Origin of the sequence: Streptomyces sp. ISL-100, from assembly GCF_018614615.1 — a bacterium.
In the GTDB taxonomy this organism is placed as follows: domain Bacteria; phylum Actinomycetota; class Actinomycetes; order Streptomycetales; family Streptomycetaceae; genus Streptomyces.
Map to the genome: position 1 here is coordinate 1 of NZ_JAGGOK010000076.1, position 26,252 is coordinate 26,252.

Here is a 26,252-nt window from a genome sequence, read left to right on the forward strand (position 1 = left end):
ACATTTTCAGTGCACTTCTAGCCGCTGAATCCCGACTTCTGGTGGCCGCTACCGCTTACCGGCCTCGTCGCCCGCCTGCGACGCGGCCCTCAGCCGGGCGTACTCCTCGGCCATGGTCTGCACGGTCCAGTGGGCGTTGAGCCCGCTGGGGTTCGGCAGTGCCCACACTCGGGTCTCGCCGATCGTCCGCTCCTGCGGGCCGACAGACGCCTTCCGCTCACCGAAGGCCGTGCGGTACGCCGTGATGCCGACTACCGCGAGCCACTTCGGCCGGAGCAATTCGACCTTCTCCGTCAGGATCCGGCCGCCCTCGCGGAACTCCTCGTCGCTTATCTCGTCGGCCCGCGCGCTCGCCCTGGCCACCACATTGGTGATGCCGAGTCCATAGGAAAGGAGCTCGTCCTGCTCCGCCGGCTTCAACTGCCGGGGGGTGAAACCCGAGAGATGCAGTACCGGCCAGAAGCGGTTGCCGGGGCGGGCGAAGTGGTGGCCCGTAGCGGCTGACATCAACCCGGGGTTGATGCCGCAGAAGAGCACCCGCAGGCCGCCCGCGACCACGTCGGGGACGAGGCGGTCGCGCGCGGCCAGGAGTTCTTCGGGTGTCATGCCGTGCGGGTCAGAGGATCGATCCGGGGGCGTACGCCGCGGCGTCCGGATGCTGCTTGGCGATCTCCTCGATGCGGGAGACCACGGCGCCGACCTGCTGAGCCGCTGCCCCGGTGAAGGACAGCTTGTCGGCCATCAGCTCGTCCAGCTGGGCCCGGTCCAGCGGGATCCGCTCGTCGGCCGCGAGCTTGTCCAGCAGCTCGTTGCGCTCGGCGCCCTGTTCGCGCATCGCCAGGGCGGAGGCGACGGCGTTCTCCTTGATGGCCTCGTGCGCGACCTCGCGGCCGACCCCGGCCCGCACCGAAGCCATGAGCACCTTGGTCGTCGCGAGGAAGGGGAGGTAGCGGTCCAGCTCGCGGGCCACGACCGCCGGGAAGGCGCCGAACTCGTCGAGCACCGTGAGGAAGGTCTCCAGCAGGCCGTCGAAGGCGAAGAACGCGTCGGGCAGCGCGACCCGGCGTACCACCGAGCACGACACGTCGCCCTCGTTCCACTGGTCGCCCGCCAGCTCACCCGTCATCGAGGCGTAGCCGCGAAGGATCACCATGAGGCCGTTCACACGCTCGCAAGAGCGGGTGTTCATCTTGTGCGGCATCGCGGACGAGCCGACCTGGCCGGGCTTGAAGCCCTCGGTCACCAGCTCGTGCCCTGCCATCAGCCGGATGGTCTTTGCAACGGAGGAGGGAGCGCCCGCCAGCTGCACCAGCGCGGTGACGACCTCGTAGTCCAGCGAGCGCGGGTACACCTGGCCCACCGATGTGAAGGCCTGCGAGAAGCCGAGGTGTACGGCGATCCGCTGCTCCAGGTCCGCCAGCTTCTCGGCGTCCCCGCCCAGCAGGTCAAGCATGTCCTGCGCCGTACCGACCGGACCCTTGATCCCGCGCAGCGGGTAGCGGCCGAGCAGCTCCTCAAGGCGCCCGTACGCCACCAGCAGCTCGTCGGCCGCCGTCGCGAAGCGCTTGCCGAGCGTCGTGGCCTGGGCCGCGACGTTGTGCGAGCGGCCCGCCATGACGAGCTCCGCGTACTCACCGGACAGCTTGCCGAGGCGGGTCAGCACGGCGACCGTACGGTCGCGCATCAGCTCCAGCGAGAGCCGGATCTGAAGCTGCTCGACGTTCTCGGTCAGGTCGCGGGACGTCATGCCCTTGTGGACCTGCTCGTGGCCCGCGAGCGCGTTGAACTCCTCGATGCGCGCCTTCACGTCGTGGCGCGTGACCTTCTCGCGCTCGGCGATCGAGGCCAGGTCGACCTGGTCGAGCACGCGCTCGTAGTCGGAGAGGGCCTCGTCGGGCACCTCGATGCCGAGGTCCTTCTGAGCACGGAGCACGGCGAGCCACAGCTGGCGCTCCAGCTTCACCTTCTGCTCGGGGGACCACAGGACGGCGAGTTGCGCGGAGGCGTAGCGGCCGACCAGGACATTGGGGATGCGAGGCTTCGCAGGAGCAGCAGTCACGTGACCAGAGTTTACCCGGCGTCCATGTAGGTACTTACACGTCCACCGCACGCACGAAAGCGCAGGTCATTGACCATCCACCCGGCGTTGCGTGCACCCGCCTGCGATACGCGTGTGAGACGACCGTGGTAGCAACATACGAAGGCCACGCCGACCTCGGGGCTGGCCGTCTCTGTGCTCCGCCGCAGCCTTCCTCATTCGCCTTCGGTATCGGAAGCCGCCGTCACGATTCGCCTGACCTGCTGACGCGAATACCCGGTCGCCTCGCAGACGTCCTTCTGTAGCACGCCATCGGCGTCCGCCTGCCTGATCGCTGCGGCCAGCTCCTGTCGCAGGATCTCCATCCGGGATTCCGCCGCTCTGAACCTGCCGGCCAGCTGCTCCAGGGATCGCGTCGGACCACTCCAGCGACATGGAGACGCCGACGCACCCGGATGACATCTGGTGCCAGGCGGCGCCGCCCCGGCTCGCCCCGAGCTGTACATGGGGTTCGACATGGGTGACCAGTACGTGGAGCTGGACCCGGCGGGGGTCGACAGGCTCGCCGCGGCTCTCGTCGAGCACGCGGCGGTGCTCCGCTCGGCTGCCCGCCGTATGTCCGTGCTGAGGGGGCCGCCCAGTGAGCACCGCTCTGGTGCGCCGGCCGACCGAGGAGGCTGCGGTGAGCGCGGCTTCCTCGGTCGCCACGGCGGCTTCATCTGAGAGCTCGGTGGAAGTGTTCTGCCCGGTGGCGTTGGGCAGGTGCACCAGCATGGTGAAGCGGGTGGTCCGCTCGACCAGCGTGCCGATGGCGGAGCCGTGGTTGGCTCCGACGATGCATCGTCGGAGCCCTACCGGCGCTCCACAATCATCACGTGTGCCGGGCGCCGGTCCGAGCTCCGCGCCATTCGCTCAGCCCATCAGCCTGCCAAGTAGTTCTCCGACTGCGCCTTGGTCAGGATTCTCTGCGACCGGATTCTCGCTTTGGTCGGAAATGTCTCCGACTCGATTCACGCCTGTGTTGGGACTCTTCGCCTTTTGATAAGGCTGGTCATGCCCGGAAGCGGTTTGAATGATGGTGCCGCTCATCTCTTCGTCCTCGGCGGTGGCTGGGCCAATGCTGCCGAGGACTGCTGCGGCAGCCACGGCGGTTACGGCCAGGAGCTTGCGGATGCGCATGTGGGGCGTTCTCCGTTCGAGTGCGGAACATTGGACAGGTCTATATCATCCTCAATTATGAAATTGACGCCCAATTCGCCCATCTGTGGGCGAGGCGCCCCATAAAGCAAGTGGACCGCGGCGGGGCTCTTGGCGTTCAGCTGTCGCCGCGGCGCGCTCGGACCGCGTCCGTGTAATGCTCCGTCGTCAGGTCCGCCCCGGGGATGCCGAGCGCAGCGAGAACGGCCCGCACACTGTCGAGGGCTGTCTCAAGCTCGCTCTCCTCCTTCACCTGAGTCTCGAACTCGATGAACGTCCCGTCGACTTCCGGAACCTGGACGAGGGTGGCGAGCATGAGCCGCCGTGTGCCTCGAACTCGTAGTTCCTGCACCGCTTCTCGAACGCGATCGCCGGGTACGTACCGGAGGCCGCTCAGCATCGCGTGCACCGCCGGGCTCCATCGACGCGGGCCTCTTTGTACGTGAGGACTGAGCGGGTGTCGTCGGGGCCGTGCACGGTACGGACCCGCAGCTCCCGGTCCCCGGCTTCCAACTCGCCGTCCGGGGTGCCGAAGTAGGTGTCCTGGTACACCTCGGCGCGGCACGATCGCCTCGAACATGCGCCGGAACCCGCGGTACAGCGGGCCGTGCGGCGTCTCCGTCACCTTGTACGCCGCCGACTCGTGGCCTTCCCGTCCTGCGTCGAAGGCAGACACGAACATGTGGCGTCCAGGCAGCCGAGCCTCAGCCAGACGGACGCCGCCAGCGAGCGATTCGGCGGATTCCCCGATCTCTGCCGCCCTGGTCGTCAGGGCTGGCGCGTCCGGGTCGAGCAGCAGTACGCGGACGCGTGCCGGTGCCGCGTCGGGCGGGCGAGAGAGGCGCGCAGCGGCGAGTCATTCAGCCCGGTCAGGCCAAGCCCGCGCACGGCCGGCACATCCAACTCCATTGCTGTGCGGGCCCTCTGCTGGATTTCCTCAGCCGCGGACGCCTGCGAGGCGTACACGCGCACGACTTCAGGAAACCATCGAGTGCATACGCCCCGTCACAAGATCCTGAGCATGTGAGCAGCAGACCCGAACACCCCCTGTCCGGGTTTCCGTCCGCCGGTGGACTCCCGTACTGGCTCGTCCAGCCTGGCGCCGGAGCCGGATGGTCTCTGCCGCCCGTCTCCGGCATCCAAGTCCAGGGCGGCACCATGCATGTCGCCGGCCGGAGAAGTCGGCCGCGGGGTCCCTACGTCCGGCGAGCCACCCGAGGACGTCGCGCCAGGGCTTGAGAGCGCCCTCGCGGTTTTTGCCCATGAGGTCGAATACGGCTCGGGCGCGGGCGATGTGATCAGCGTGACGACAGAGGCGCTACGGCGAGGGAGCGTCGTACGGCAGGAGGCCGGGGCGCTTGGCCGGACGCCGGTCTCCGGAGGACCGCCCCGTGACGCGTCGCCCGATCCACGGCACCAAGTGTTCGCGCGCGAACCGCAGGTCACTCCCGCGCCGCGCCGCCCAGCCGGGCAGTACGCCCGGTGCCAGCGGCGCGCGCCAGTCGTCCTCGGCCGCGAGACCCAGCGCCTGCCACACCGCCTCGGCGACCCGCCGGTGCCCCTCCGGCGTCAGATGCAGCCGGTCCACATGCCACAGCCGGGGGTCGGCGAGCACGGGGGCGCCGTACAGATCGACCACCAGGGCGCCGTGCCGCGCCGCCAGCCCGTCGATGAACTCGAACAGCTCCTCCATACGCGGCCGGAAGCGCTCCATCACCGGACCGTTGCGGCCGGGGCTGCGCATCAGCACCAGCTGCTTGCAGGACGGCGCCAGCTTCCCGGCCGCCTCTTCAAGGAGCCCGCACACTCTGCCCATGTCGACCTTCGGCCGGAGCGTGTCGTTGAGCCCGCCCACCAGCGTCACGACGTCCGCCCGCATGGCGGCCGCGACGTCGACCTGCTCGGCGACGATCTGGCCGATCAGCTTTCCCCGTACGGCGAGATTCGCGTACTGGAAACCGGGCGTGCGCGCCGCGAGCCGCGCGGCGAGCAGATCCGCCCAGCCCCGGTACGTGCCGTCGGGCAGGAAGTCCGACATGCCTTCGGTGAACGAGTCGCCGACCGCGACAAGACTGGTGTATGTGGCATTCAGTTCCATGGCGGGAGCGATGCTATCCCGGCAATGGGGGGACGGTTCGTGCGCGGTCGGCCGACGCGCGAACGCGCGGACCCCCCGAAGGGACCGCGCACCTAGGACTGCCGCTGATCCGGCCGGCCCACCAGCTCCCGCAGCACGTCTTCCATCGTGACCAGCCCCGCCGGATTACCGTCGTCGCCCAGCACCGCCGCCAGGTGCGTCCGGCTGCGCCGCATCGCCGTCAGGACGTCGTCGAGCGGCGTGGCCGCCCGTACCCGGGCGATCGGCCGGAGCGCGGAGACCGGGAACGGCACGTTGCGCGGTGTGGCGTCCAGCGCGTCCTTCACATGCAGGTAACCCAGAATCCGCAGCCCCTCCAGCACCGGGAACCGGGAGAACCCCGACTCGGCCGACAGCCGCTCCAGGTCCTCCGGCGTCGTCCCCATCTGGGCGAACATCACGCGCTCCACCGGCATGACCACGTCCTGCACCGGGCGCCGGCCCAGCTCCAGGGCGTCGTGCAGCCGCTCGGCCGCGCGGTCGTCGAGCAGGCCGGCGTGGCCCGCGTCCGTGACCAGGCGCGCCAGTTCGTCGTCCGTGAACGTCGCGGACACCTCGCTCTTGGCCTCCACCCGCAGCAACTTGAGCAGCGCGTTGGCGAAGGCGTTGATCGCGAAGATCACCGGCCGCAGCGCACGCGCCAGCGCCACCAGCGGCGGCCCGAGCAGCAGCGCGGTCCTGACCGGCTCGGCCAGCGCGATGTTCTTCGGCACCATCTCGCCGAACAGCATGTGCAGGTACGTCGCCGCGGCGAGCGCGATGACGAACGAGATCGGGTGCGTCAGCCCGTCCGGCACACCGACGGCATGGAAGACCGGCTCCAGCAGATGCGCGATGGCCGGCTCGGCGACCACACCGAGCACCAGGGTGCACAGCGTGATGCCCAGCTGGGCAGCGGCGAGCAGCGCCGAGACGTGTTCGAGCCCCCAAAGGACGCTGTGCGCCCGCCGGTTCCCGCGTTCGGCGTCCGGTTCGATCTGGCTGCGGCGTACGGAGATCAGCGCGAACTCCGCGCCGACGAAGAAGGCGTTCACGACCAGCATGAGCAGGCCGATGAGCAGTTGGACCGCGGTCATCGCCCGGCCTCCTTTTCCCCGGAGCCGAAGGAGTCGGCGGAAGTGGCGCCGTCAGCGGACTCGCCCGGCAGGGGCGCGTGCAGCAGCACACGGGCCGCACGGCGGCCGGCTGCGTCGACCACGTCCAGCTGCCACCCGGCCAGTTCAATGCGGTCCCCCACGGCCGGGATGCGTCCCAGTTCGTTGGCGACCAGCCCGGCGAGCGTCTCGTACGGGCCTTCGTGCAGCCGCAGTCCGACCCGCTCCAGCTGGTCCGTCCTGGCCGCACCGTCCGCCGACCACAGCACCCGCCCGTCGGCGTCCTCGCCCGCCGGGGCGAGGTCCGGCGTCTCGTGCGGATCGTGCTCGTCGCGCACCTCGCCGACGACCTCCTCGACGATGTCCTCCAGCGTCACGACCCCGGCCGTGCCGCCGTACTCGTCGATGACGACGGCCATGGTGCGCTTGCCCGACAGCCGGTCGAGGAGCCGGTCCACGGTCAGCGACTCCGGTACGAGCAGGGGCTCACGCACCAGAGAGGAGACGGGGTACGACGGCCTGCGCTCGGCGGGCACGGTCAGTACGTCCTTGATGTGCGCGATGCCGACGACCGAGTCGAGGCTGCCCCGGTAGACGGGGAAGCGGGACAGGCCGGTCGCGCGGGTGGCGTTCGCGACGTCCTCCGCGGTGGCTTGCACGTCGAGTGCGGTGACCTGCACGCGCGGGGTCATCACGTTTTCCGCCGTCAGCTCAGCCAGATTGAGGGTACGTACGAAGAGCTCGGCGGTGTCGGCCTCCAGCGCGCCCTCCCGCGCGGAGTGCCGCGCCAGAGCGACGAGTTCCTGGGGGCTGCGGGCGGACGCCAGTTCCTCGGCCGGCTCCATGCCGAAGCGCCGCACGATGCGGTTCGCCGAGCCGTTGAGGTGGCTGATGAGCGGGCGGAAGGCCAGGCTGAACATCCGCTGCGGGGCCGCGACCACCTTGGCCACGCCCAGCGGCGACGAGATCGCCCAGTTCTTGGGCACCAGCTCGCCGACGACCATCAGGACGACGGTCGAAAGCGCCGTACCAATGACGAGAGCCACCGATGACGATGTCGAGCGGGAGAGGCCGACGTCTTCGAGCGGACCGCGAATCAGCTTGCCGACGGAAGGCTCGGCGAGCATGCCGACGAGGAGGTTGGTCACGGTGATGCCGAGCTGGGCGCCGGAGAGCTGGAACGTAAGGCTGCGTACGGCCTTGAGGGCGCTCGCCGCGCCCCGCTCGCCGCGCTCCACGGCGCGCTCGAGGTCTCCGCGCTCGATCGTGGTCAGCGAGAATTCCGCCGCGACAAAGGCTCCGCAGGCGAGGGAAAGCAGCACGGCCACGGCGAGCAGAAGCACTTCGGTCATCGGTTCACCTCCGTCCCATGATCGGGCAGGGCTGGGAGGAGTGCGCGATGTCGACTACTGGGAGGCTCGCCCATGGGCGGACGCTCACACCTTTCAAAAGGGGGTGAATGATCCGCCCATGGTAAAGGACGGGCAAATTGCGCGACACGCCGGTCGAGTCGCCCGAGTCGCCCGAGTCAGTCGCGTCGGTCGGATCAGTCGGCGAGTGGCTTGACCCACCGCCGCCACTGCGCCTGCGGGGCGTATCCCGCGGCACGCCAGGCGTGGTGCGCGCGCTCGTTCTCCGTCAGGACCATCGCGTCGCCGCGCCGCCCGCCCAGCTCCACGAAACGTTCCTCCGCCGCCGCGAGCAGAGCTGAGCCGATGCCGCGCCGCCGCCGGCCGGGGTGCACGGCCAGCCGGTACAGGTGACAGCGCCAGCCGTCGAAGCCCGCGATGACGGTGCCGACGAGCTCGCCGCCGAGCTCCGCGACGATCAGTGAATCGGGATCGCGGGTGACCAGCCGTTCGACGCCCGCGCGGTCGTCACTGATGCTCGTCCCCTCGGCGGCGTCCTTCCAGAAGGCCAGCACGGCGTCGAGGTCGCCCGGTGCCGCGGCTCGTATACGAAGATCATCCATGCTGGCATCCCACCATCCCGCCCGTCGCGGCGTCGACCATTTTTCTCACCCCCTGGCGCTGCCTCTTGCCGGTGCTAGCGCCGCCGCGCTAGCTTGGGGGTGTGGCAAAGACTCAGCTGAACGTACGGGTGGACGAGACCACCGCCGAGGCCGCGCGGCAGCGCGCCCTCCAGCGCGGGATGAGCGTGAACCGCTACATCGAGGAGCTGGTCCGACAGGACGCGGGCGAGGTGGGACGTACTTTCGTCGAGGCCGCGTCGGACTTTATGAAGCAGTACGAATCGGTCTTCGCGGAGGAATTCGGCTCGGAGCGCGAAGGCAAGCGTTGACTCTCAAGATCGACCTCGCCTGGCTCCTCATGATCGCCGAACACAAGACCCCGGGTGACCCTCAGGTGGTCGACTGGGGTGCGCTCGTCGCCGCCGTGGCCCGGCACGAGGCGGAGATATTCGGCATCCCCGTCTACAGCGATCCGGCCGCCCGCGCTGCCGCCCTGCTCCAGCTTCTGCTGCACGTGCCGGCGCTGGAGCGCTCGAACGCGATGTTCGCCTCGGCCGTCGCCTACGGCTATCTCGTCGCCTGCGGCCTGAAGGTCGTGACCTCGCCCGAGCAGGTGAGGGACTTGGCCAGGCTCGTAAAGGAGGGCAAGGCGGACGTGCGCGTGATCGCGGAAGAGCTGCGGCAGTGGAGCCTGTGAGGGTGCCGGCCTAAGCGACGCCTCCCGTGGGCTCGGTGGGTTCCGGCGGCCGGTGTGCCACCCCCAGCACGCAGGGCGACGACGGCAGCCTCGGGCCCTTCTCCGGTACGAACAGCCGCCGGTAGGTGCCGATCTCGAACCCCGCCGCCGCGATGCCCGCGAGCGGGTCGCGCGCGGTGTGGCACCCGCCGAAGAGCACCGGCCACACGGTGCGGTCCAGCACACGCTGCGCCGTCACCATGGCCCGTCCCTCGCCCCGGCCGTGCTCGAAGAAGCGAAGCTCCCCGCCGGGCCGCAGCACACGCTTGATCTCGGCGAGGGCGCGCGGTACGTCCCGTACGCTGCACAGCACCAGCGACACCACCGCCGCGTCGAACGCCTCGCTCTTGACCGGCAACGCCTCCGCCGCGCCCGGCACTACGTCCACCGGGACACCGGCGTCCAGGGCCGCTTTCACGGCCAACTGGCGCAGGCTGCGCTCCGGTTCGATCGCCACGACCTCGGAGACGGCCGACGGGTAGTGGGCGAAGTTCAGCCCGTTGCCGGCGCCGATCTCGATGACGCGGCCCGAGAGGCCGGACAGCAGCTCCGCGCGGTGCGCGGCCACCCCGCCTCTGAGGTCGGCCGCCGCGCTGAAGCGGGCGTAGAAGCGTGCGAAGAGCGGGTGGTGCACGGCGTTCCGGGGAACCTTGCTGCGGCGCTTCGGCATCGCGGACCTCCTCCGGCGGGCGTACGGTTACCGCGATTCTTACCCCGTCGTGCCGCTCACGCCGCTCACGAAGCAGAACTCGTTGCCTTCCGGATCCAGCAGCACCTGGAAGGCGCCTTGCTCGTCGGCGACGATGCCGCCGGTTCTGGTCGCCCCGAGGCGCTCCGCCTCCGCGCTCGCCGTGGCCAGGTCGCCCGCGTGCAGGTCGAGATGAAGGCGGTTCTTGACGGCCTTCCCCTCCGGTACGCGCTGGAACGCGACCCGGATCGAGTCCGGCGGGTCGACGTACGACCAGTCCGGACTCCGGTCGACCGGGTCGCCGCCCAGCAGGGCGGCCCAGAAGCGGACCAGTACGGCCGGCTCCGCGCAGTCGAAGACGATCTCGTCGATACGTGCTCGCATGGCGACGACCTTACGGGCGTTACGTGTGTACGGTCATGCGGGCGAGCGTTACGGGCGCCAGGTGCCGCCGAGCGGGGGCGCGAGCCAAGTCGTGGCGCGGGTACGGAATTCGGCGGGGGCCAGGGCTCCCGCGCCCTCGGGGACGGCGCCGAGCAGGGGGGCTCCTCCGGCTGCCTCGGGCAGGTCTGTGAGATTGCAGCGTTCGGCGAGGCCGGGGGCGCTGGGCCAGCTGCCGACGACGACTCCGAGCATCTCGATGCCGCGGGCGCGCAGGGCCTCGGCGGTCAGTGCCGTCGAATTCAGCGTGCCGAGGGCGGCCGGGGTGACGACGAGGACGGGGGCGCCGAGGAGGCGGGCGGCGTCGGCAAGGGTGGCGCCTTCGTCGTCGAAGCGGACGAGGAGGCCGCCGGCGCCTTCGACGAGTACGAGGTCGTACTCGGCGGCGAGCGTCGCTGCCGCCGTGGCGACGTCGTGCGGCCGTACGGGGGGCAGGCCGGCGCGGCGGGCGGCGGTCGCGGGCGCCAGTGGCTCGGGGAATCGGGCGAGTTCGACCGCCGCGACTCCGTCGCCCGCGAGACGCGCCACCTCATGGGCATCTCCCGGCTCTCCCGGGGCGAGTCCGGTCTGGGCGGGTTTGAGCACGGCGACGGTGCGGCCCTGGGTTCGGGCGACGGCTGCGAGTGCGGCCGTGACGACGGTCTTGCCGATCTCGGTTCCGGTGCCGCTGACGACGACGACAGCCATGCGGTGCGCTCCTGGTGGTTGTTTTTGTGGCTGGCGTGAGTGGGAGCTTTTCCCCCTACCCGCCCCTTCCCGGTTGTGACATTTGCGGCTCCGCCGCGTGGGGACTCCGCCCCAGACCCCGCTCCTCAAACGCCGGAGGGGCTGGAGGGGTGCGGGAGCGTATCCAGCCCGTCCGGCGTTTGAGGACAACGCCCACGGCCCGTCCCGGGACCGCTCACGCGCCCGCTGTTGCCGCCGCCGCCCGTACCGCCCCGCAGATGCGGGCCAGGTCCGTGTCGTTCGTGACGTACGGCGGCATCGTGTAGATCAGGTCACGGAACGGCCGTAGCCAGACGCCCTCCCGCACCACAGCTTCCGTCGCCGCCGACATGGCGGCTTCGTCAAGAGCACGGTCCAGTTGTACGACGCCGATCGCCCCCAGCACGCGTACGTCACGCACGCCCGGCAGTTCCGCCACCTCTGCCAGGCCGTCGCGCAGACCCGCTTCGATGCGCTTGACCTCGCCCTGCCAGTCCTGGCCGAGCAGCAGGTCGATCGAGGCGCAGGCCACCGCGGCCGCCAGCGGGTTGCCCATGAACGTCGGGCCGTGGGCCAGGACCGGAACCTCGCCGCGCGAGATCCCGTCGGCCACCTCGGACGTACACAGCGTCGCCGCCATCGTCAGATAACCACCGGTCAGCGCCTTGCCCAGACACAGCACATCGGGCGAGACCGACGCGTGCTCCGACGCGAAAAGCGTTCCCGTACGGCCGAACCCTGTCGCGATCTCGTCGAAGACCAGCAGCACGCCGTGCTCGTCGCACGCCTCCCGCAGCACCCGCAGGTACTCGGGGGAGTGGAAGCGCATCCCGCCCGCGCCCTGCACCACCGGCTCGACGATCACCGCGGCCAGTTCGTCCGCGTGGCGGGCGATCAGTGCGCGCAGGTGGTCGGCGTACGCCGTGTCGTACGTGTCGTACGACGCCGGCGGCGCGTCCGCGAAGAGCTGGCGCGGCAGCGCCCCCTGCCACAGCTCGTGCATCCCGCCCTTGGGGTCGCACACCGACATCGGCTGCCAGGTGTCCCCGTGGTATCCGCCGCGCCAGGTCAGCAACCGCTGCTTACCGGGGCGGCCGACCGAGCGCCAGTACTGGAGGCACATCTTGACCGCGACCTCGACCGACACCGACCCGGAGTCGGACAGGAACACGTGCCGCAGGGGCTCCGGCGTGATCTCCACCAGCTTCGCGGCCAGGCGAACGGCCGGCTCATGGGTGAGCCCGCCGAACATCACATGGCTCATCCGGTCGAGCTGACCGCGCGCCGCCTCGTTGAGGACGGGGTGGTTGTAGCCGTGGACGGCCGACCACCAGGACGACATGCCGTCGATCAACTCGTCCTGGCCGTGCGCGGGCTGAGCGAGTCGCAGCCGTACACCGGACGCGGACTCCACCAGCAGCGGCTCCGCCCGTCCCGGCATCGGACCGTACGGATGCCAGACGTGGTCGCGGTCCAGCTTGAGCAGCTCGGTGGGGGAGAGGGGGTCAGGCATTGGGCGCGAGGTCCGTTCCGGCACCGCGTCGGCGTACCGACACCAGGTCCGTACGGGCGGCCGGAATCTCCGGGGCCTCCGCTTCGGCCGCCGGCTCGCCGCATGCCGTCGGCTCACCGCACGCCGACGCGCAGCCGCCATCGCCCCGGTGCTCCGGCAACGTCGTCGTGTCCGTTCCCTCCACCTCGAAACCGGCGTCGGCGATCATCTCCAGGTCGGCCTGGCCGGCCTGGCCCTCACTCGTCAGGTAGTCGCCGAGGAAGATCGAGTTGACCAGGTGGAGGGCCAGCGGCTGCATCGTGCGCAGGTGCACCTCGCGCCCGCCCGCGAGCCGTACCTCCACGTCCGGGCAGACGAACCGCACCATCGCCAGAATCCGCAGCGCCCGCTGCGGCGTCAGGTTCCACTCCTTGGCGAGCGGCGTCCCCTCGAAGGGGATCAGGAAGTTCACCGGCACCGAGTCCGGGTCGAGCTCGCGCAGCGCGAAGACGACGTCCACCAGGTCGGCGTCCGTCTCACCCATGCCTGCGATCAGACCCGAGCACGCGGACATGCCCGCGGCCTGCGCCGCCTGGACGGTCTCGACGCGGTCGGCATAGGTGTGGGTGGTGGTGATGCCGCCGTACGTCGCCTCGGACGTGTTCAGGTTGTGGTTGTACGCGTCCGCACCCGCCGCCCGCAGCCGCTCCGCCTGCCCGTCAGACAACAGCCCGAGGCAGGCGCACACCTCGACGTCCTCGTTCTGGTCCTTGATCGCCTCAATCGTCTTAGAGACGCGGTCGACGTCCTTGTCCGTCGGCCCGCGCCCGCTCGCCACCAGGCACACCCGCTTCGCACCGCCCGCGACGCCCGCGGCCGCGGCCTTCGACGCCTCGTCGGGCTTCAGCCACGTGTACTTCAGGATCTCGGCCTTCGAGCCGAGCCGCTGCGAGCAGTAGGAACAGTCCTCAGGGCACAGGCCCGACTTGAGGTTGACGAGATAGTTCAGTTTCACCCGCCGTCCGAACCACTGGCGGCGTACCTTTCCGGCCGCGGCCACCACATCGAGCAGCTCGTCGTCGGAGGTCGCCAGCACGGCGAGCGCTTCTTCGCGGGTCGGCAGCTCGCGCCGCAGCCCCTTCTCCACCAGCGTGTTCAGCAGGTCCATGAAGCCGATCCTGGACTACGGCACCACCTGTGGCCAAGGAGGAACCGCACAAGAGCGGCCTCACGAGGTGTGGGTATTGCCACACCCTGACCTCGCGCGCGCCCGGCTAGTGTCTGTGGGCTGCCTACAAAAGAGCCTACAAAAGGGCCTACCAAGGGACTCCGCCATGCCCCAGGGACCGTTCGACCCGTTCGGCTGGATCGACGAGCAGGCGGCGCTGCGCGCCAGGGCCGGGCTCGTCAGGACCCTGCGCCCACGCCCCGCCGAGTCCCCCCTGCTCGACCTCGCGAGCAACGACTACCTCGGACTCACCCACCGCCCGGAGGTCACCTCCGCCGCCGCGGAGGCCGCCCGCCGCTGGGGCGGCGGCGCCACCGGCTCCCGGCTCGTCACCGGCAGCACCCAACTGCACGCCGAACTTGAGCGGGAATTGGCCGATTTCTGCGGGTTCGAGGCGGCCCTCGTCCTTTCCTCCGGTTACGCCGCCAACCTCGCCGCCCTCACCGCGCTCGGCGGTCACGGTTCGCTGATCGTCTCCGACGCCCTCAACCACGCCTCGATCGTCGACGGCTGCCGGCTCTCGCGCGCCACCACCTCGGTCGTGCCGCACGCCGACCCCGACGCCGTACGCAAGACGCTCGACGCGCACGACGGCCGCGCCCTCGCCGTCACCGACTCCGTCTTCTCGGTCGACGGCGACGCCGCGCCCCTGCCGGAACTGGCGGCCGCCTGCCGCGCGTACGGAGCCGCCCTCCTCGTCGATGACGCCCACGGCCTCGGGGTACTCGGCGACGGAGGCAGGGGCGCACTGAACGCGGCGGGCCTGGCGGGTACGGACGGCGTGGTCGCCACCCTCACGCTCTCCAAGTCTCTGGGCAGCCAGGGCGGAGCGGTCCTCGGCCCGGCCCGGGTCATCGACCACCTGGTCAACACGGCCCGTACGTTCATCTTCGACACCGGTCTTGCGCCGGCTGCCGCGGGTGCCGCGCTGGCGAGCGTACGGCTGCTGCGCCGGGAGCCGGAGCTGGCGGCGAGGGCCCGTGCCGTCGCGGTGTCGCTGCACCGGGGACTGACGGACGCGGGCCTGTCCGCCGTACGCCCGGACGCCGCCGTGGTGTCGGTTCTGGCGCCCTCGCCGGAGGCGGCGGTGCGGTGGGCCGCTGACTGCCGGGCGGCCGGTCTGGTGGTGGGCTGTTTCCGTCCGCCTTCGGTGCCGGACGGGATCTCCCGGCTCAGGCTGACCGCTCGGGCGGACCTGACCGACCAGCAGATCGAGGAAGCGGTGGCCACGGTCGTGCGGACCGCGCCCACCGCCGCCTTCTGACACTCACTGGGTCAACTTCCCGCGCCGAGCGCCTCGTCGCGCACCGCCGACAGGAAGCATGTCCACGTGTCCGCCGCGAAGAGCAGGGCGGGTCGTGTGACGTTCTTGGAATCGCGCACGGCCAGCAGGCCGTCGGCGAGGCGGGCCGCCTCGACGCAGTTGTTCATCCCGGTGCTGCGGCTGCTGCGCTGCCACTGGGGTCCGTGGGGGGAAGTGCTGGAAGGTACGTTCGCAAGGGGTGCGGACATGGTGCCTCCCTACCGGACATCGCCGATGCGGGCGATGAGAGCGGATGACTCCTGGGGTGAAAGGGCCTGTGCCTGAAGTGTGTTGAACGCGGCGTCGTACGCCTTGAGGTCTTCTTTCCGTTCGAGGTAGAGACTACTCGTCAAGTGGTCGATAACAACCACATTCAGATCAACTATGTTCGGAAAGGAGAAGATAATGAAAGGGCCCGTGAGTCCAATGTGCGCTCCGGACTCGAACGGCAGCACCTGTAAACGGACATGAGGCAATTCTGCCACCGCCAGTAACTTCCGTAACTGCTCTTTCATGATCTGCCGGCCGCCCACCGGCCGACGCAGAACCGCCTCGTCCAGCACCGCACTCAATTCCAGTGGCGCCGCCGCCCGCAGCACCTTCTGGCGGGCGATCCGCACCTCGACCAGCGAATCGACTTTCGTCGCCGGCAGGTGCGCCAGCGCGGCCCGTGTCACCGCCCGCGCGTAGTCCGGCGTCTGGAGCAGACCGGGCACCACCGTGGTCTCCAGCGTGCGCGCCGAACTCGCCTGCGACTCCAGGCTGATGAGGTCACGGTACTGGGGCGGCAGCAGGCCGCGGTACGCATGCCACCAGTGCCGGCCGCCCTCGTGGGCCGGCGGTCCGGTCAACGCGTCCACCAGTTCCATGAGTTGGGGATCCGTCACTCCGTACGCGTCGAGCAGCCGGGTCACGTCGGACGGCTTCACGGCGCTGCGCCCCGTCTCGATCCTGCTCACCTTGGACTGGTGCCACCCGACCAGGCGGGCGGCCTCGGGGCTGGTGAGCCCCGCCCTGTCGCGCAGTCTCCGCAGCTCCTCGCCGAGCTTGCGCCGACGTACCGCCGGACTGTGCCGCATTTCCGCCTCCCTCCAACGGGCGAGGATGCACGGGTACGAGCCCGAATACGGTCTCGCGTAGCAGAGTTCACCGCTTTGAGCGACAGATATATGCATATCTTGGGGGATCACCCCCTATCGCGGCACCATGAGTGGCACTCTGGCGCGAAGCACAATCCGAGGCCGTCCTCGAAGTTCATCCGCTACGAGTCGGAGTCCGGCCCCGGTGGGAAAGGGACAGCGTCGCCATGGCAGACCACCAGGAAGTATCCGTCACTCTGCCGAGCGAGCCAGCCTCGGTCTCCGCGGCGAGGAGATATGTCGCGGAGATTCTCGGCGAGTGGGGCATGCCCCCGGGATCCGACGCCGCCGATACGGTACGGCTGATCGTTTCGGAACTGGCCACCAATGCCGTTCAGCACACCTTCGGGCAGTCGCCCACTTTCACCGTGGACGTGCGGCTGGAGCGGGACGAGCAGCTTCGCATCGGCGTCACCGACAGCCACCCCCGCTGGCCGAAACGGCTTCCCGCGGCCGTCCAGCAGGACAACGGGCGCGGCATAGTGATCATCCGCTGGCTGACCGCCGAGTGTGGCGGGCGGGTCTCCGTCCGGCCCACCGAGGAGGGCGGCAAGACCGTGTGGATCGAGCTGCCGTGGACCGTCCCCGTCCAGCAGCCCGTCCAGCAGCCAGTGCAGCAGTAGGCCCTCCGTCCCGAGCAGCACGCCCCGGATCAGGCGGCGGAAGCCCGGCCGAAGGCGCCGCGCAACAGCGCGCGCAGCGTGTCCGCCGCCGGGCTCGCCTCGCCGGGCCGGTGCACCACCGAGATCGTGCGTCGCAGCCCGGCCGGCTCCAGTGCCCGTACGCCCAAGGGGGTCATCGCCATCGCGGCGACCATCTCGGGCACCACGGCCACCCCGAGCCCCGCGCTGACCAGCGCGCACACCAGGGCGTAACCCGGCGACTCGCACACCACCGCCGGGGTCGCCCCCGCCGCGGCCAGCGCCGCCTCCACGCCCTGCCGGGGCGGATGCGAGGGCGCACTGCTGATCAGCGGCTGCCCCGCGAGCTCGGCCACCGGCAGCCGCCCCGACCCGCCGGAGAGCGCGTGCCCGGGCGCCGTCACCAGTACGAGCTCCTCGTCCAGCAGTGGCTCCGCCGCCACTGTGGAGGGCAGCGGCACCGGGGGTGCGGGTTCGTACGCATGGGTCAGCGCCAGGTCGACCGCGCCCGAGGCCACCGCCGAGACACCGTGCGGCGGCTCGTAATCGGCGACGGCGAGCTCCACGTCGGGATGGGCGCGACGGAACGCACTGAGCACGGGCGGCAGCAGATGGATCCCGGCCGTGGTGAACGTACCGACGCGCAGGCGCCCACCGGACAGTCCCGCGAGCTGCGCGAGTTCGTGCCGCGCCTGGTCCATCTCGTCGAGTACGCGCCGGGCCCGCGCCGCCAGCAGTTCGCCCGCGGCCGTCAGACGGGCCCCGCGGTGGTGGCGTACCAGCAGGGCGGCGCCCGCCTCCCGCTCCAGCTTGGCGGGCTGCTGGGACAGGGCGGGCGCGGTGTAGCCGAGGCGCGCGGCGGCCCGGGTGATTGAACCGGCCTCGGCGACCGCCACCAGCGCGGCGAGCCGTGTCGGGTCGTACATCCGTCCGCTCCTTAAGCATCCCTTTAGGCAGACCCACAAGATTCCAAGTACATGCTAAAGGCTTGGACCGGCCAGGCTTGAGCGCATGGACGCACAACTCGTCGCCTTCACCGGCGTGGCCGCGGGCATGGTCGCCATGCCCGGCGCTGATTTCACCGTCGTCGTACGCAACGCACTGGCGTCACGCCGGGACGGGGTCGCGTGCGCGGTAGGGGTAGCGGGCGGGCTCGTGGTCCACACGGCGCTCGCCGTGGCCGGGCTCGCGGCCGTACTCGTCGCCGTACCGGCGCTCTTCCGCGCGATTCAGCTGCTCGGCGGCGCCTACATCCTCTACCTCGGCTACCGGGCCCTGCGGTCCGCGCTGCGTCGCCCGGCGCCGCAGCGGAACGGGACCGGGGCGGCCGCGGCCCGGGGCGTCGGCCGCAGTCTGCGCCAGGGCTTCCTCACCAACGCACTCAACCCCAAGGCGCCGGTGCTCTTTCTCAGCCTGCTGCCCCAGTTCGTGCCGGGGGAACAGCAGCCGCTGCCCAGGACACTGCTGCTCGCCGCGATCGTCGTCGTACTCGCGCTGCTGTGGTTCCCCGCCGTGGCCCTGCTGGTGGACGGGCTCGGCGGGTGGCTGCGGCGGCCGGGCGCGGCCCGCGCTGTGGAAGCGGTCAGCGGGGCCGCGCTCGTCGTGCTCGGGGTGGTCCTGCTGGCAGGCCCGGTTGCGGCGGCCACGTAACTCGGGCGCCGGCCCGTACTCAGGCGGGCCGTATCTCCTCCGCGCCGCGCTCCACGCAGAATTCGTTGCCCTCGGGGTCGGCCATGACCACCCAGCCGCGGCCGTCCTCGACGCGCCGGTCGCTGACGATCCGCGCACCGAGCGCGGCGAGCCGCTCCACCTCGGCATCCCGCGTGCCGTGCGCCGGCTGGATGTCGAGGTGGATGCGGTTCTTGACGGTCTTTCCCTCAGGTACCTGGATGAACAGAAGCCCGGGCACATTGGGTTGCTCCGGATCGATCAGGACTTCGTCGTCGCCCGGTTCGTCCAGCAGCTTGTAGCCGGTCAGGTGGGACCAGAACTCGGCGATGGCATACGGGTCGTGGGCGTCGAAGGTGATGTGACGTACCGGATTCAGAAAGGTCATGTCGGCGAACGTACCTGCGCGGACCGACAGTCGGCAGGGAATATTCAGCGCACCCGGCCGTACCGGACGCTCTTGGACCAGATCTTCTCCAGCCTCACCACGGCTCCCGACTTGGGGGAGTGCCAGATTTTACCGCTCCCCGCGTAGATGCCCACGTGGTACACACTCCCCCCGGAGTGGAAGAAGACCAGGTCACCGCGCTGTCGGCTGGAGGCGGAGATGTGCCGGGTCTTGTTGTACTGGGACTGGGCGGTGCGCGGCAGGGTCTTGCCGGCCTTCTTGTACGAATAGAGCGTCAACCCGGAGCAGTCGAACCGGCTCGGGCCCGTCGCCCCGTACTTGTACGGGGCGCCCTTCTTCGACGCGGCGACGTTGAGCGCCTTCGCGGAGAGCGATGCGGCGTGTGCCTCGGGGACGGCCCCCGGCGCCAGCATCGTGCCGCCGATCGCGGCGAGGGTGAGAGCCGAAGCGGCTCCGGCCCGGGACAGTACGGTCGGAAGATTCCTGTGCGCGGTCATGCGCAACCCTTCGTCAGCCGCCTGTGAAGGATGACCTGTCGGGTTCGGACAGGCGAAGATGCCCGGCCGCGTACTGCGGCTTCACCCCGAGGGACGACCGTCTCCGGTCACCCCGTACTGCCTGGGTCCTCCACTCCTGCCGATGCACTCCTGTCGACCAGTCATCCGGAACGGCGGCAGGACTCAGCGTCCGCCCGGACCGCCCCGCCGCGGTGGCGGGGGCTTGTCGTCCCAGGGATCTTGACTCATGAACCGCCGGATTTCCGAGCCGAAACGACGGTTTGTGAGGCTGCTCACCGATGACCCGTTCGGGTGGACAGGGGCATTTTCGGATCCGGGCGCAGGGGCCCGGCGACCGCTGTACCAGCACTGGAACGAGTCATTCCGCCCAGCGAGTAGGCGTGTTGCGCAAGTTGAGCCGTACCGCTGTTCAGGTATTTCCTACCCCGTTTGGATGAGCCCTTCTCGTACGCCAATGGGGTAAGCGGTCGCGCGTACTCAACTCGCGGACGCGGGCGGGAGGGTGACACGGCCCGCCCGCCGCTCGCCGTCGAGCACCCGCAAAGCCTGTGCGAGCGTGGCGGCATGCAGGCGCGTCTCACCCCGCTCGTGCATCAGTGCCAGGGCGTCCCGCAGACCGGCGGCCTTCCCGGCGAGGGTCTGGGCCGCCCGCAGCGCGCTGTAGGTATCGGCGCCGTGCGCGGGATTGATACGCCCCACCAGGTCGAGCACTTCGAGGTAGCGGTCGACGAAATCGCACTCCGCGCGTGTCAGTGCGGGCAGCGGCGGCAGTTCGGGCGGCAGCATGCGCGGATTCACCTCGCCGCGGACGAGACGAGCGTGGCCTTGCGGCTCGGCACGACATGGTCCACCAGGCCGTACGCCGCCGCCGCTTCGGCCGTGAACACCTTGTCGCGCTCGATGTCGTCGTCGACCCGCTCCACGCTCTGCCCGGTGTGCCGCGCGAGGAGTTGGGCGAGCATCTCCCGCATCCGCTCCAACTCCCGTGCCTCGATCTCCAGGTCGGAGGGCTGGCCGTGCACGGGCTCGGCGATGGAGGGCTGACTGAGCAGCACCCGGGCGCCCGGCAGCGCGAGGCGCTTGCCCGGTGTGCCGGCCGCGAGCAGCAGTGCGGCGGAGGAGGCGGCCTGGCCCAGACAGATCGTCTCGACGTCGCAGGAGACGAACTGGACCGTGTCGTAGATCGCGGACATGGCGGTGTGCGAGCCGCCGGGGGAGTTGATGTAGAGCGAGATGTCCCGGTCGGGGGCGGCGTGTTCGAGATGCATGAACTGTGCCATCACGTCATTGGCCGCGGTGTCGTCGACGGCCGTTCCCAGGAAGACGATCCGCTCTTCGAGCAGCTTCGAGTACGGATCGAGGGTGCGGCTCCCGGTGCTGGTGCGCTCCGTGAACTCCGGCAGTACGTAGCGCGCGCTGTGGGTGGTCGGTCGTCGGTACATGGCGGTGCCTCCGCAGGCTCTGTAAAAAATGTACAGGACGTACAGCTCGTACTATGGGGAGCATGGCCTACGAGATTCCGGTGACGCAAGCCCGGGCAGAGCTAGCCGAGCTGATCAATCGCGTCGTCTACGGCGGCGAAAGGGTGGTCGTGACCCGGCACGGGAAGCCGCTGGTGGCGCTGGTTTCGGCCGCTGACCTGGAACGACTCGAGGGTGGGCAGGAGGTGGCGGAGGAGTCGGTGATCAGTTCCGTCTCGACGATCGGCTCGGCGTCGTCCGCTCCGGGCGAACGGCGCCGCTTCGGCATCGCCGCCGAGCACCGCGGCGAAGCCCCCGACAGCTGAAAAGCGCGTACGAAAGGGCCGTGCGCCCGCGCCGGCGGGGACACGCGCGGCCGGCCCTTGTGCTGCCGTCAGCCCGCCGGGGCCCGATCGCGCCGACCGACTCGGGCGGCAGGTCGCCCCCTGGCGGGGTGACGGCCACGGCGCCGTATACGACGCGGTCCTCGATCGGGGGCGGGCGGCGGGCCGGGCGAAAGGCCCATGGCGCGAGGGCCACGACGGCGGGAACAAGGACGACCGCCGCGATCGCGCGGCGGCGGACGCTTTGGGCCCGGCGGCGTCAACTTGGGGACATCTCAGTTAACGCGTCCGAAACCCCGCGCAACTAGCCTGCCGCACCAGGCGCCGGAACGGACAGGAAGTCGCAGGAGGGGTGCCGGAATCCCACCTGCTAGATGCGTGATACATCTATGTCCGTCGCGGTAGCCGTGGCAGCCGGACCGGGCGGTCCGGTGCGAGGACTGTGAGGTGGGACGCGTGCAATTGACCCCGCACGAGCAGGAAAGACTGCTCATCCATGTGGCGGCCGATGTGGCGGAGAAGCGCCGCGCTCGCGGCGTGAGGCTCAATCACCCCGAATCGATCGCCCTCATCACGTCCCACATCCTCGAAGGCGCCCGCGACGGCCGCAGCGTCGCCGAGCTCATGTCGTCGGGCCGCAAGGTGCTCACCCGCGACGACGTGATGGAAGGCATCCCCGAGATGATCCACGACGTACAGGTCGAGGCGACCTTCCCGGACGGCACCAAGCTCGTCACCGTCCACGAACCGATCGCCTGACGGGGAGACGCGGCCGATGATCCCCGGAGAAATCCTGTACGCCGACGACCCGGTCCCCCTCAACGAGGGCCTGCCCGTCACCCGTATCACCGTCCTCAACGCGGCCGACCGGCCCGTCCAGGTCGGCTCCCACTACCACTTCGCCGAGGCCAACCCCGGCCTCGACTTCGACCGGGCCGCCGCCCGCGGCCTGCGGCTGAACATCGCCGCGGGCACCGCCGTGCGCTTCGAGCCCGGCATCCCCGTCGACGTCGAACTCGTCCCCGTCGGCGGCCGGCGCATCGTCGCCGGACTGCGTGGGACCACCGGAGGTGCCCTCGATGCCTGAGCTCGTACGCCCCGTGTACGCCGACCTGTTCGGCCCCACCACCGGCGACCGCATCCGCCTCGCCGACACGGACCTGCTCATCGAGATCGAGGAGGACCGCTGCGGCGGACCCGGGCGCGCCGGTGACGAGGCGGTGTTCGGCGGCGGCAAGGTCATCCGCGAGTCCATGGGCCAGGCGCGTACGACCCGCGCCGAGGGGGCTCCCGACACCGTCATCACGGGCGCGGTGATCCTCGACCACTGGGGCATCGTCAAGGCCGACATCGGCCTGCGGGACGGGCGGATCACCGGCATCGGCAAGGCCGGCAACCCCGACACCATGGACGGCGTACACCCCGACCTGGTCATCGGCCCCGAGACCGAGATCATCGCGGGCAACGGCAAGATCCTCACCGCCGGCACCATCGACGCGCACGTGCACTTCATCTCGCCGACCGTCGTCGACCAGGCGCTGTCCTGCGGCATCACCACGCTCGTCGGCGGCGGCACCGGACCCGCCGAGGGCACCAAGGCCACCACGGTCACGCCCGGTGGCTGGCACCTGGCCCGGATGTTCGAGGCGCTGGAGCACTACCCCGTCAACATCGGGCTGCTCGGCAAGGGCAACACGATGTCGCGCGACGCGATGCACGCCCAACTGCGGGGCGGCGCGCTCGGGTTCAAGATTCACGAGGACTGGGGCGCGACGCCCGCCGTCATCGACGCCTGCCTCGGCGTGTGCGAGGAGACGGGTGCTCAGCTCGCCATCCACACCGACACGTTGAACGAGGCCGGGTTCGTCGGCGACACCCTCGCCGCCATCGCCGGGCGCACCATCCACGCGTACCACACCGAGGGAGCGGGCGGCGGGCACGCACCGGACATCATCACGGTCGTCTCCGAGCCGTACGTCCTGCCCAGCTCCACCAACCCGACCCGGCCGCACACCGACAACACCATCGACGAACACCTCGACATGCTGATGGTCTGCCACCACCTCAACCCGGCCGTGCCGGAGGACCTGGCCTTCGCCGAGTCCCGGATCCGGCCCTCCACCATCGCGGCCGAGGACATCCTGCACGACCTCGGCGCGATCTCGATCATCTCCTCCGACTCGCAGGCGATGGGCCGCATCGGTGAGGTCGCGCTGCGCACCTGGCAGACCGCGCACGTGATGAAGAAGCGCCGGGGCGCGCTGCCGGGCGACGGCCGCGCCGACAACCACCGTGCGCGTCGCTATGTCGCCAAGTACACGATCAACCCGGCCGTCGCGCAGGGCCTCGACCACGAGATCGGTTCGGTCGAGAGCGGAAAGCTCGCCGACCTCGTGTTGTGGGAGCCCGCCTTCTTCGGCGTCAAGCCGCAGTTGGTCATCAAGGGCGGACAGATCGCGTACGCGCAGATGGGCGACGCCAACGCCTCCATCCCGACCCCCCAGCCGGTGATGCCACGGCCGATGTTCGGGGCGCTCGGCAGGGCTCCCGCCGCCAACTCCTTCAACTTCGTGGCACAGGCGGCGATCGAGGACGGGCTGCCCGAACGCCTCGGGCTCGGGAAGCGGTTCGTACCCATCAGGAACACGCGGCGGGTCACTAAGGCCGACATGCGCGAGAACGACGCCCTCCCGCGTGTCGAGGTCGACCCGGACACCTTCACGGTGACGATCGACGGCGACGCGGTCGAACCGGCGCCGGCGGCCGAACTGCCCATGGCCCAGCGCTACTTCCTGTTCTGACCATGGATATCTCCACTCGCGGCGAGTACCCGGCGCACGGATCACGGGCCGCCCTTCTCGTGCTCGCGGACGGGCGGTTCCCGGCCGGTGGCCACGCCCACTCCGGTGGCGCCGAGGCGGCCGTCAAGGCGGGGCGTATCCGCGATGCCACGGACCTCGCCGCCTTCTGCCGGGGCCGCCTGCACACCACCGGCCTCACCTCGGCGGCGCTCGCCGCCGCCGCGGCCCTCGGCGTGGACGCGCTCGAACTCGACGAGGCCGCCGACGCCCGTACGCCGTCACCCGCCCTGCGGGCGACGGCGCGCAAGCTCGGCCGGCAGCTGATGCGCGCCGCCCGCGCCACCTGGCCGTGCGACGCGCTCGACGCGCTGGCCGCCGCCCGCCCGCGCGGCGCGCACCAGCCCGTCGTGCTCGGCGTCACCGCCCGCGCGGCGGGGCTCGGACCGCAGGACGCCGCACACTGCGTCGCGTACGAGAGCGTCGGCGGGCCCGCCACCGCGGTGGTACGCCTCCTCGGCCTGGACCCCTTCGAGGCCACCGGCGTCCTCGCCCGCCTCGCACCCGAACTCGACCAGGTCGCGCGGCGCGCCGCCGAAGCGGCCCACCGCGCACGGGACGAAGGCACCGGCGCGCTGCCCGCCGCTTCGGCGCCGCTGCTCGACATCACGGCGGAGGCGCACGCGGCCTGGCCCGTACGCCTCTTCGCCTCGTAACACCGCTTAGGAGCCGCACACCATGCACCTCGACCACAGTCACGACAGGGCCATGGCCGTCAGCGCCGACGCCGCCCGCCCCGACGGTACGAAGCGCGCCCTGCGCATCGGACTCGGCGGCCCGGTCGGCTCCGGCAAGACCGCGACTGTCGCCGCCCTCTGCCGCGAGCTGCGCGAAGAGCTGTCGATCGCCGTCGTCACCAACGACATCTACACACGCGAGGACGCCGAATTCCTGCTCCGTAACGCCGTCTTGCCGCCCGAGCGCATCCAGGCCGTCGAGACCGGCGCCTGCCCCCACACCGCCATCCGTGATGACATCTCCGCCAACCTCGAAGCGGTCGAGGACCTGGAGGACGCGGTGGGACCGCTCGACCTGATCCTGGTCGAGTCGGGCGGCGACAACCTCACCGCGACCTTCTCCAGAGGGCTCGTCGACGCACAGGTCTTCGTCATCGACGTGGCGGGCGGTGACGACATCCCGCGCAAGGGCGGCCCGGGCGTCACGACAGCCGATCTGCTGGTCATCAACAAGACCGACCTCGCGCCGTACGTCGGCTCCGACCTCGGCCGCATGGCCCGCGACGCCGAGGCGCAGCGCGGCGAACTCCCCGTCGCCTTCACCTCGTTGACCTCGGCCGACGGCGTGAAGCCGGTGGCCGACTGGGTCCGCGCACAGCTCGCCGTCTGGTCCGCATGACCACCGTGGCGCCGACGGGCATCGCGGCGACTGCCAGGATCCGCGCTGTCCCCGACGGCCGGGGCGGCACCCGCCTGCCCGTCCTGGAGAGTGACGGGCCGCTCGCCCTGCGCCGCACGCGTGGCACCGGTGCGTACGCCCGTGTCACCGTCGTCGGCGCGATGAGCGCACCGCTGGGCGGTGACCGGCTGGCCGTCGAGGCACAGGTACGGGACGGCGCCGCGCTCGCCGTGGACTCGGCCGCCGCCACGGTGGCCCTGCCCGGCCGCGGCGGCCTGCCCGCGCGCTACGACGTGCGGCTGACGGCCGGAGCCGACGCCCACCTGCGCTGGCTGCCGGAACCGCTCATCTCGGCCCGCGGCAGCGACCTTCGCATGACCACCCGCGTCGAGCTCGCCGCATCCGCTCGTCTGGTCCTGCGCGAGGAGCAGATTCTCGGCCGGTACGGCGAGGAGTCCGGCACGCTCACCACCCGCCTCACCGTCATGCGGGCCGGCCGCCCGCTGCTTGACCAGGAACTGTCGTACGGTCCGGGGGCGCCTGGCGGCTGGGACGGGGGAGCGGTGCTCGGTGGGCACCGGGCGACCGGCCAACTCATCGTCGTAAACCCAGACTTTGAGCACAAACCACCAGAAACCACTCTTCTGGGCGACAGTGCGGTCCTCACCCCGCTCGCCGGGCCCGCCGTGCTGGTGACGGCGGTGGCGGTCGACGCGCTGCGGCTGCGGCGCGTACTGGACGGGGCACTTCAGACATTTGGGTGACCGCCATGTGCACCGCTCAGCGGGACACGGCTCTCCGGTTATGGGATTGGTAAAGAAACACGAG

35 protein-coding genes and 1 riboswitch are annotated in these 26,252 nt (G+C 70.5%); of the genes, 13 read left to right on the forward strand and 22 right to left on the reverse strand.

Annotated elements, in window-relative coordinates; translation table 11 throughout:
• Positions 1-48 precede the first annotated feature (48 nt).
• From mug to J7E89_RS31710, 3 genes are all read right to left on the reverse strand, one after another.
• Positions 49-606, reverse strand: a complete 558-nt coding sequence (gene mug / locus J7E89_RS31700) for a G/U mismatch-specific DNA glycosylase (protein ID WP_214978300.1) — start codon at positions 604-606, stop codon at positions 49-51.
• Positions 607-616: 10 nt separating this feature from the next.
• Positions 617-2,059 (reverse strand): adenylosuccinate lyase, encoded by a 1,443-nt coding sequence (purB, locus tag J7E89_RS31705; protein ID WP_214978307.1) that lies wholly within the window; start codon positions 2,057-2,059, stop codon positions 617-619.
• Between the two features lie 194 nt (positions 2,060-2,253).
• Positions 2,254-2,403, reverse strand: coding sequence for a helix-turn-helix domain-containing protein (locus J7E89_RS31710; protein ID WP_214978309.1), 150 nt, complete (start codon positions 2,401-2,403; stop codon positions 2,254-2,256).
• Between the two features lie 100 nt (positions 2,404-2,503).
• Here J7E89_RS31710 and J7E89_RS31715 point away from each other — a divergent pair, with 100 nt between their 5' ends.
• Entirely contained in the window at positions 2,504-2,761 is a 258-nt protein-coding gene (locus J7E89_RS31715) for a hypothetical protein (RefSeq protein WP_374196935.1), read from the forward strand.
• Between the two features lie 189 nt (positions 2,762-2,950).
• Here the strand turns inward: J7E89_RS31715 and J7E89_RS31720 are convergent, their stop codons facing one another.
• The 7 genes from J7E89_RS31720 to J7E89_RS31745 all read right to left on the reverse strand — a co-directional run bounded on the left by J7E89_RS31720 (position 2,951) and on the right by J7E89_RS31745 (position 8,438).
• A complete protein-coding gene (locus J7E89_RS31720) occupies positions 2,951-3,217 on the reverse strand; it encodes a hypothetical protein (RefSeq protein WP_214978313.1) in 267 nt (88 codons plus the stop codon).
• A gap of 136 nt (positions 3,218-3,353) precedes the next feature.
• A complete protein-coding gene (locus J7E89_RS41320; RefSeq protein ID WP_251061373.1) occupies positions 3,354-3,551 on the reverse strand; it encodes a hypothetical protein in 198 nt (65 codons plus the stop codon).
• A 77-nt stretch (positions 3,552-3,628) separates the two neighbouring features.
• Positions 3,629-3,787 carry a CYTH domain-containing protein gene (locus J7E89_RS41325; protein WP_308315670.1) on the reverse strand — a complete coding sequence of 53 codons (159 nt, stop codon included), beginning with the start codon at positions 3,785-3,787 and terminating at the stop codon, positions 3,629-3,631.
• A gap of 766 nt (positions 3,788-4,553) precedes the next feature.
• Positions 4,554-5,333, reverse strand: a complete 780-nt coding sequence (locus tag J7E89_RS31730) for an SGNH/GDSL hydrolase family protein (protein WP_214978315.1) — start codon at positions 5,331-5,333, stop codon at positions 4,554-4,556.
• Between the two features lie 92 nt (positions 5,334-5,425).
• Positions 5,426-6,448, reverse strand: a complete 1,023-nt coding sequence (locus J7E89_RS31735; RefSeq protein WP_214978317.1) for a hemolysin family protein — start codon at positions 6,446-6,448, stop codon at positions 5,426-5,428.
• The gene (locus J7E89_RS31740) at positions 6,445-7,818 is read right to left on the reverse strand and encodes a hemolysin family protein (RefSeq protein WP_214978319.1); all 1,374 of its coding nucleotides are present in this window, start codon (positions 7,816-7,818) and stop codon (positions 6,445-6,447) included. Before J7E89_RS31740 ends, J7E89_RS31735 begins: the two co-directional genes overlap by 4 nt.
• Before the next feature lie 194 nt (positions 7,819-8,012).
• Positions 8,013-8,438 carry a GNAT family N-acetyltransferase gene (locus tag J7E89_RS31745; protein ID WP_214978320.1) on the reverse strand — a complete coding sequence of 142 codons (426 nt, stop codon included), beginning with the start codon at positions 8,436-8,438 and terminating at the stop codon, positions 8,013-8,015.
• A 101-nt stretch (positions 8,439-8,539) separates the two neighbouring features.
• On the opposite strand from J7E89_RS31745, the gene J7E89_RS31750 reads away from it, so the two are divergent.
• Together J7E89_RS31750 and J7E89_RS31755 are read left to right on the forward strand one after the other, a co-directional pair.
• The gene (locus J7E89_RS31750; protein ID WP_214978322.1) at positions 8,540-8,767 is read left to right on the forward strand and encodes an antitoxin; all 228 of its coding nucleotides are present in this window, start codon (positions 8,540-8,542) and stop codon (positions 8,765-8,767) included.
• Positions 8,764-9,135 (forward strand): fic family toxin-antitoxin system, toxin component, encoded by a 372-nt coding sequence (locus J7E89_RS31755; protein ID WP_214978323.1) that lies wholly within the window; start codon positions 8,764-8,766, stop codon positions 9,133-9,135. The genes J7E89_RS31750 and J7E89_RS31755 overlap by 4 nt, the downstream gene beginning before the upstream one ends.
• Positions 9,136-9,145: 10 nt before the next feature.
• Here J7E89_RS31755 and J7E89_RS31760 read toward each other — a convergent pair whose 3' ends face one another.
• From J7E89_RS31760 to bioB, 5 genes are all read right to left on the reverse strand, one after another.
• Positions 9,146-9,844 (reverse strand): class I SAM-dependent methyltransferase, encoded by a 699-nt coding sequence (locus J7E89_RS31760; protein ID WP_214978325.1) that lies wholly within the window; start codon positions 9,842-9,844, stop codon positions 9,146-9,148.
• Positions 9,845-9,883: 39 nt separating this feature from the next.
• The gene (locus J7E89_RS31765; protein ID WP_214978327.1) at positions 9,884-10,246 is read right to left on the reverse strand and encodes a VOC family protein; all 363 of its coding nucleotides are present in this window, start codon (positions 10,244-10,246) and stop codon (positions 9,884-9,886) included.
• 48 nt (positions 10,247-10,294) lie between these two features.
• Complete coding sequence (bioD, locus tag J7E89_RS31770; RefSeq protein ID WP_214978329.1) at positions 10,295-10,990, reverse strand: dethiobiotin synthase; 696 nt, start codon at positions 10,988-10,990, stop codon at positions 10,295-10,297.
• Positions 10,991-11,204: 214 nt separating this feature from the next.
• Entirely contained in the window at positions 11,205-12,521 is a 1,317-nt protein-coding gene (locus J7E89_RS31775; protein ID WP_214978331.1) for an adenosylmethionine--8-amino-7-oxononanoate transaminase, read from the reverse strand.
• Positions 12,514-13,668: a biotin synthase BioB gene (gene bioB, locus J7E89_RS31780; protein ID WP_214978333.1), complete on the reverse strand. Its 1,155-nt coding sequence runs from the start codon at positions 13,666-13,668 to the stop codon at positions 12,514-12,516. The genes J7E89_RS31775 and bioB overlap by 8 nt, the downstream gene beginning before the upstream one ends.
• Before the next feature lie 166 nt (positions 13,669-13,834).
• Between bioB and J7E89_RS31785 the strand changes: the two genes are divergently transcribed.
• Complete coding sequence (locus J7E89_RS31785) at positions 13,835-14,992, forward strand: 8-amino-7-oxononanoate synthase (protein ID WP_214978335.1); 1,158 nt, start codon at positions 13,835-13,837, stop codon at positions 14,990-14,992.
• Between the two features lie 11 nt (positions 14,993-15,003).
• Here the strand turns inward: J7E89_RS31785 and J7E89_RS31790 are convergent, their stop codons facing one another.
• Both J7E89_RS31790 and J7E89_RS31795 read right to left on the reverse strand, forming a co-directional pair.
• A complete protein-coding gene (locus tag J7E89_RS31790) occupies positions 15,004-15,240 on the reverse strand; it encodes a DUF397 domain-containing protein (protein ID WP_214978337.1) in 237 nt (78 codons plus the stop codon).
• Positions 15,241-15,249: 9 nt separating this feature from the next.
• Entirely contained in the window at positions 15,250-16,110 is an 861-nt protein-coding gene (locus J7E89_RS31795) for a helix-turn-helix transcriptional regulator (protein WP_214978339.1), read from the reverse strand.
• 227 nt (positions 16,111-16,337) lie between these two features.
• Here J7E89_RS31795 and J7E89_RS31800 point away from each other — a divergent pair, with 227 nt between their 5' ends.
• A complete protein-coding gene (locus J7E89_RS31800; protein WP_214978341.1) occupies positions 16,338-16,793 on the forward strand; it encodes an ATP-binding protein in 456 nt (151 codons plus the stop codon).
• A gap of 29 nt (positions 16,794-16,822) precedes the next feature.
• Here the strand turns inward: J7E89_RS31800 and J7E89_RS31805 are convergent, their stop codons facing one another.
• Positions 16,823-17,737, reverse strand: coding sequence for a LysR family transcriptional regulator (locus J7E89_RS31805; protein WP_214978343.1), 915 nt, complete (start codon positions 17,735-17,737; stop codon positions 16,823-16,825).
• An 85-nt stretch (positions 17,738-17,822) separates the two neighbouring features.
• Here J7E89_RS31805 and J7E89_RS31810 point away from each other — a divergent pair, with 85 nt between their 5' ends.
• The gene (locus J7E89_RS31810; protein WP_214978345.1) at positions 17,823-18,461 is read left to right on the forward strand and encodes a LysE family translocator; all 639 of its coding nucleotides are present in this window, start codon (positions 17,823-17,825) and stop codon (positions 18,459-18,461) included.
• 19 nt (positions 18,462-18,480) lie between these two features.
• Here J7E89_RS31810 and J7E89_RS31815 read toward each other — a convergent pair whose 3' ends face one another.
• The 4 genes from J7E89_RS31815 to J7E89_RS31830 all read right to left on the reverse strand — a co-directional run bounded on the left by J7E89_RS31815 (position 18,481) and on the right by J7E89_RS31830 (position 20,848).
• Positions 18,481-18,867, reverse strand: a complete 387-nt coding sequence (locus J7E89_RS31815; protein WP_214978347.1) for a VOC family protein — start codon at positions 18,865-18,867, stop codon at positions 18,481-18,483.
• Between the two features lie 44 nt (positions 18,868-18,911).
• Positions 18,912-19,385, reverse strand: coding sequence for a C40 family peptidase (locus J7E89_RS31820; RefSeq protein ID WP_214978348.1), 474 nt, complete (start codon positions 19,383-19,385; stop codon positions 18,912-18,914).
• 2 nt (positions 19,386-19,387) lie between these two features.
• Positions 19,388-19,571, reverse strand: a riboswitch (cyclic di-AMP (ydaO/yuaA leader).
• A gap of 312 nt (positions 19,572-19,883) precedes the next feature.
• Entirely contained in the window at positions 19,884-20,192 is a 309-nt protein-coding gene (locus tag J7E89_RS31825; RefSeq protein WP_214978349.1) for a hypothetical protein, read from the reverse strand.
• Between the two features lie 8 nt (positions 20,193-20,200).
• Positions 20,201-20,848 (reverse strand): ATP-dependent Clp protease proteolytic subunit, encoded by a 648-nt coding sequence (locus tag J7E89_RS31830; RefSeq protein ID WP_214978350.1) that lies wholly within the window; start codon positions 20,846-20,848, stop codon positions 20,201-20,203.
• A 62-nt stretch (positions 20,849-20,910) separates the two neighbouring features.
• Here J7E89_RS31830 and J7E89_RS31835 point away from each other — a divergent pair, with 62 nt between their 5' ends.
• From J7E89_RS31835 to J7E89_RS31865, 7 genes are all read left to right on the forward strand, one after another.
• On the forward strand, positions 20,911-21,192 hold the full coding sequence (locus tag J7E89_RS31835) for a type II toxin-antitoxin system Phd/YefM family antitoxin (protein ID WP_214978351.1): 282 nt from the start codon (positions 20,911-20,913) through the stop codon (positions 21,190-21,192).
• Positions 21,193-21,666: 474 nt separating this feature from the next.
• Complete coding sequence (locus J7E89_RS31840) at positions 21,667-21,969, forward strand: urease subunit gamma (RefSeq protein WP_214978352.1); 303 nt, start codon at positions 21,667-21,669, stop codon at positions 21,967-21,969.
• Positions 21,970-21,985: 16 nt separating this feature from the next.
• Positions 21,986-22,297: an urease subunit beta gene (locus J7E89_RS31845; RefSeq protein WP_214978353.1), complete on the forward strand. Its 312-nt coding sequence runs from the start codon at positions 21,986-21,988 to the stop codon at positions 22,295-22,297.
• Complete coding sequence (locus tag J7E89_RS31850) at positions 22,290-24,011, forward strand: urease subunit alpha (RefSeq protein ID WP_214978354.1); 1,722 nt, start codon at positions 22,290-22,292, stop codon at positions 24,009-24,011. Before J7E89_RS31845 ends, J7E89_RS31850 begins: the two co-directional genes overlap by 8 nt.
• A 2-nt stretch (positions 24,012-24,013) precedes the next feature.
• The gene (locus J7E89_RS31855; protein WP_214978355.1) at positions 24,014-24,724 is read left to right on the forward strand and encodes an urease accessory protein UreF; all 711 of its coding nucleotides are present in this window, start codon (positions 24,014-24,016) and stop codon (positions 24,722-24,724) included.
• Positions 24,725-24,746: 22 nt separating this feature from the next.
• On the forward strand, positions 24,747-25,424 hold the full coding sequence (gene ureG / locus J7E89_RS31860; protein ID WP_214978356.1) for an urease accessory protein UreG: 678 nt from the start codon (positions 24,747-24,749) through the stop codon (positions 25,422-25,424).
• Entirely contained in the window at positions 25,421-26,188 is a 768-nt protein-coding gene (locus J7E89_RS31865) for an urease accessory protein UreD (protein ID WP_214978358.1), read from the forward strand. The genes ureG and J7E89_RS31865 overlap by 4 nt, the downstream gene beginning before the upstream one ends.
• Positions 26,189-26,252: the final 64 nt, after the last annotated feature.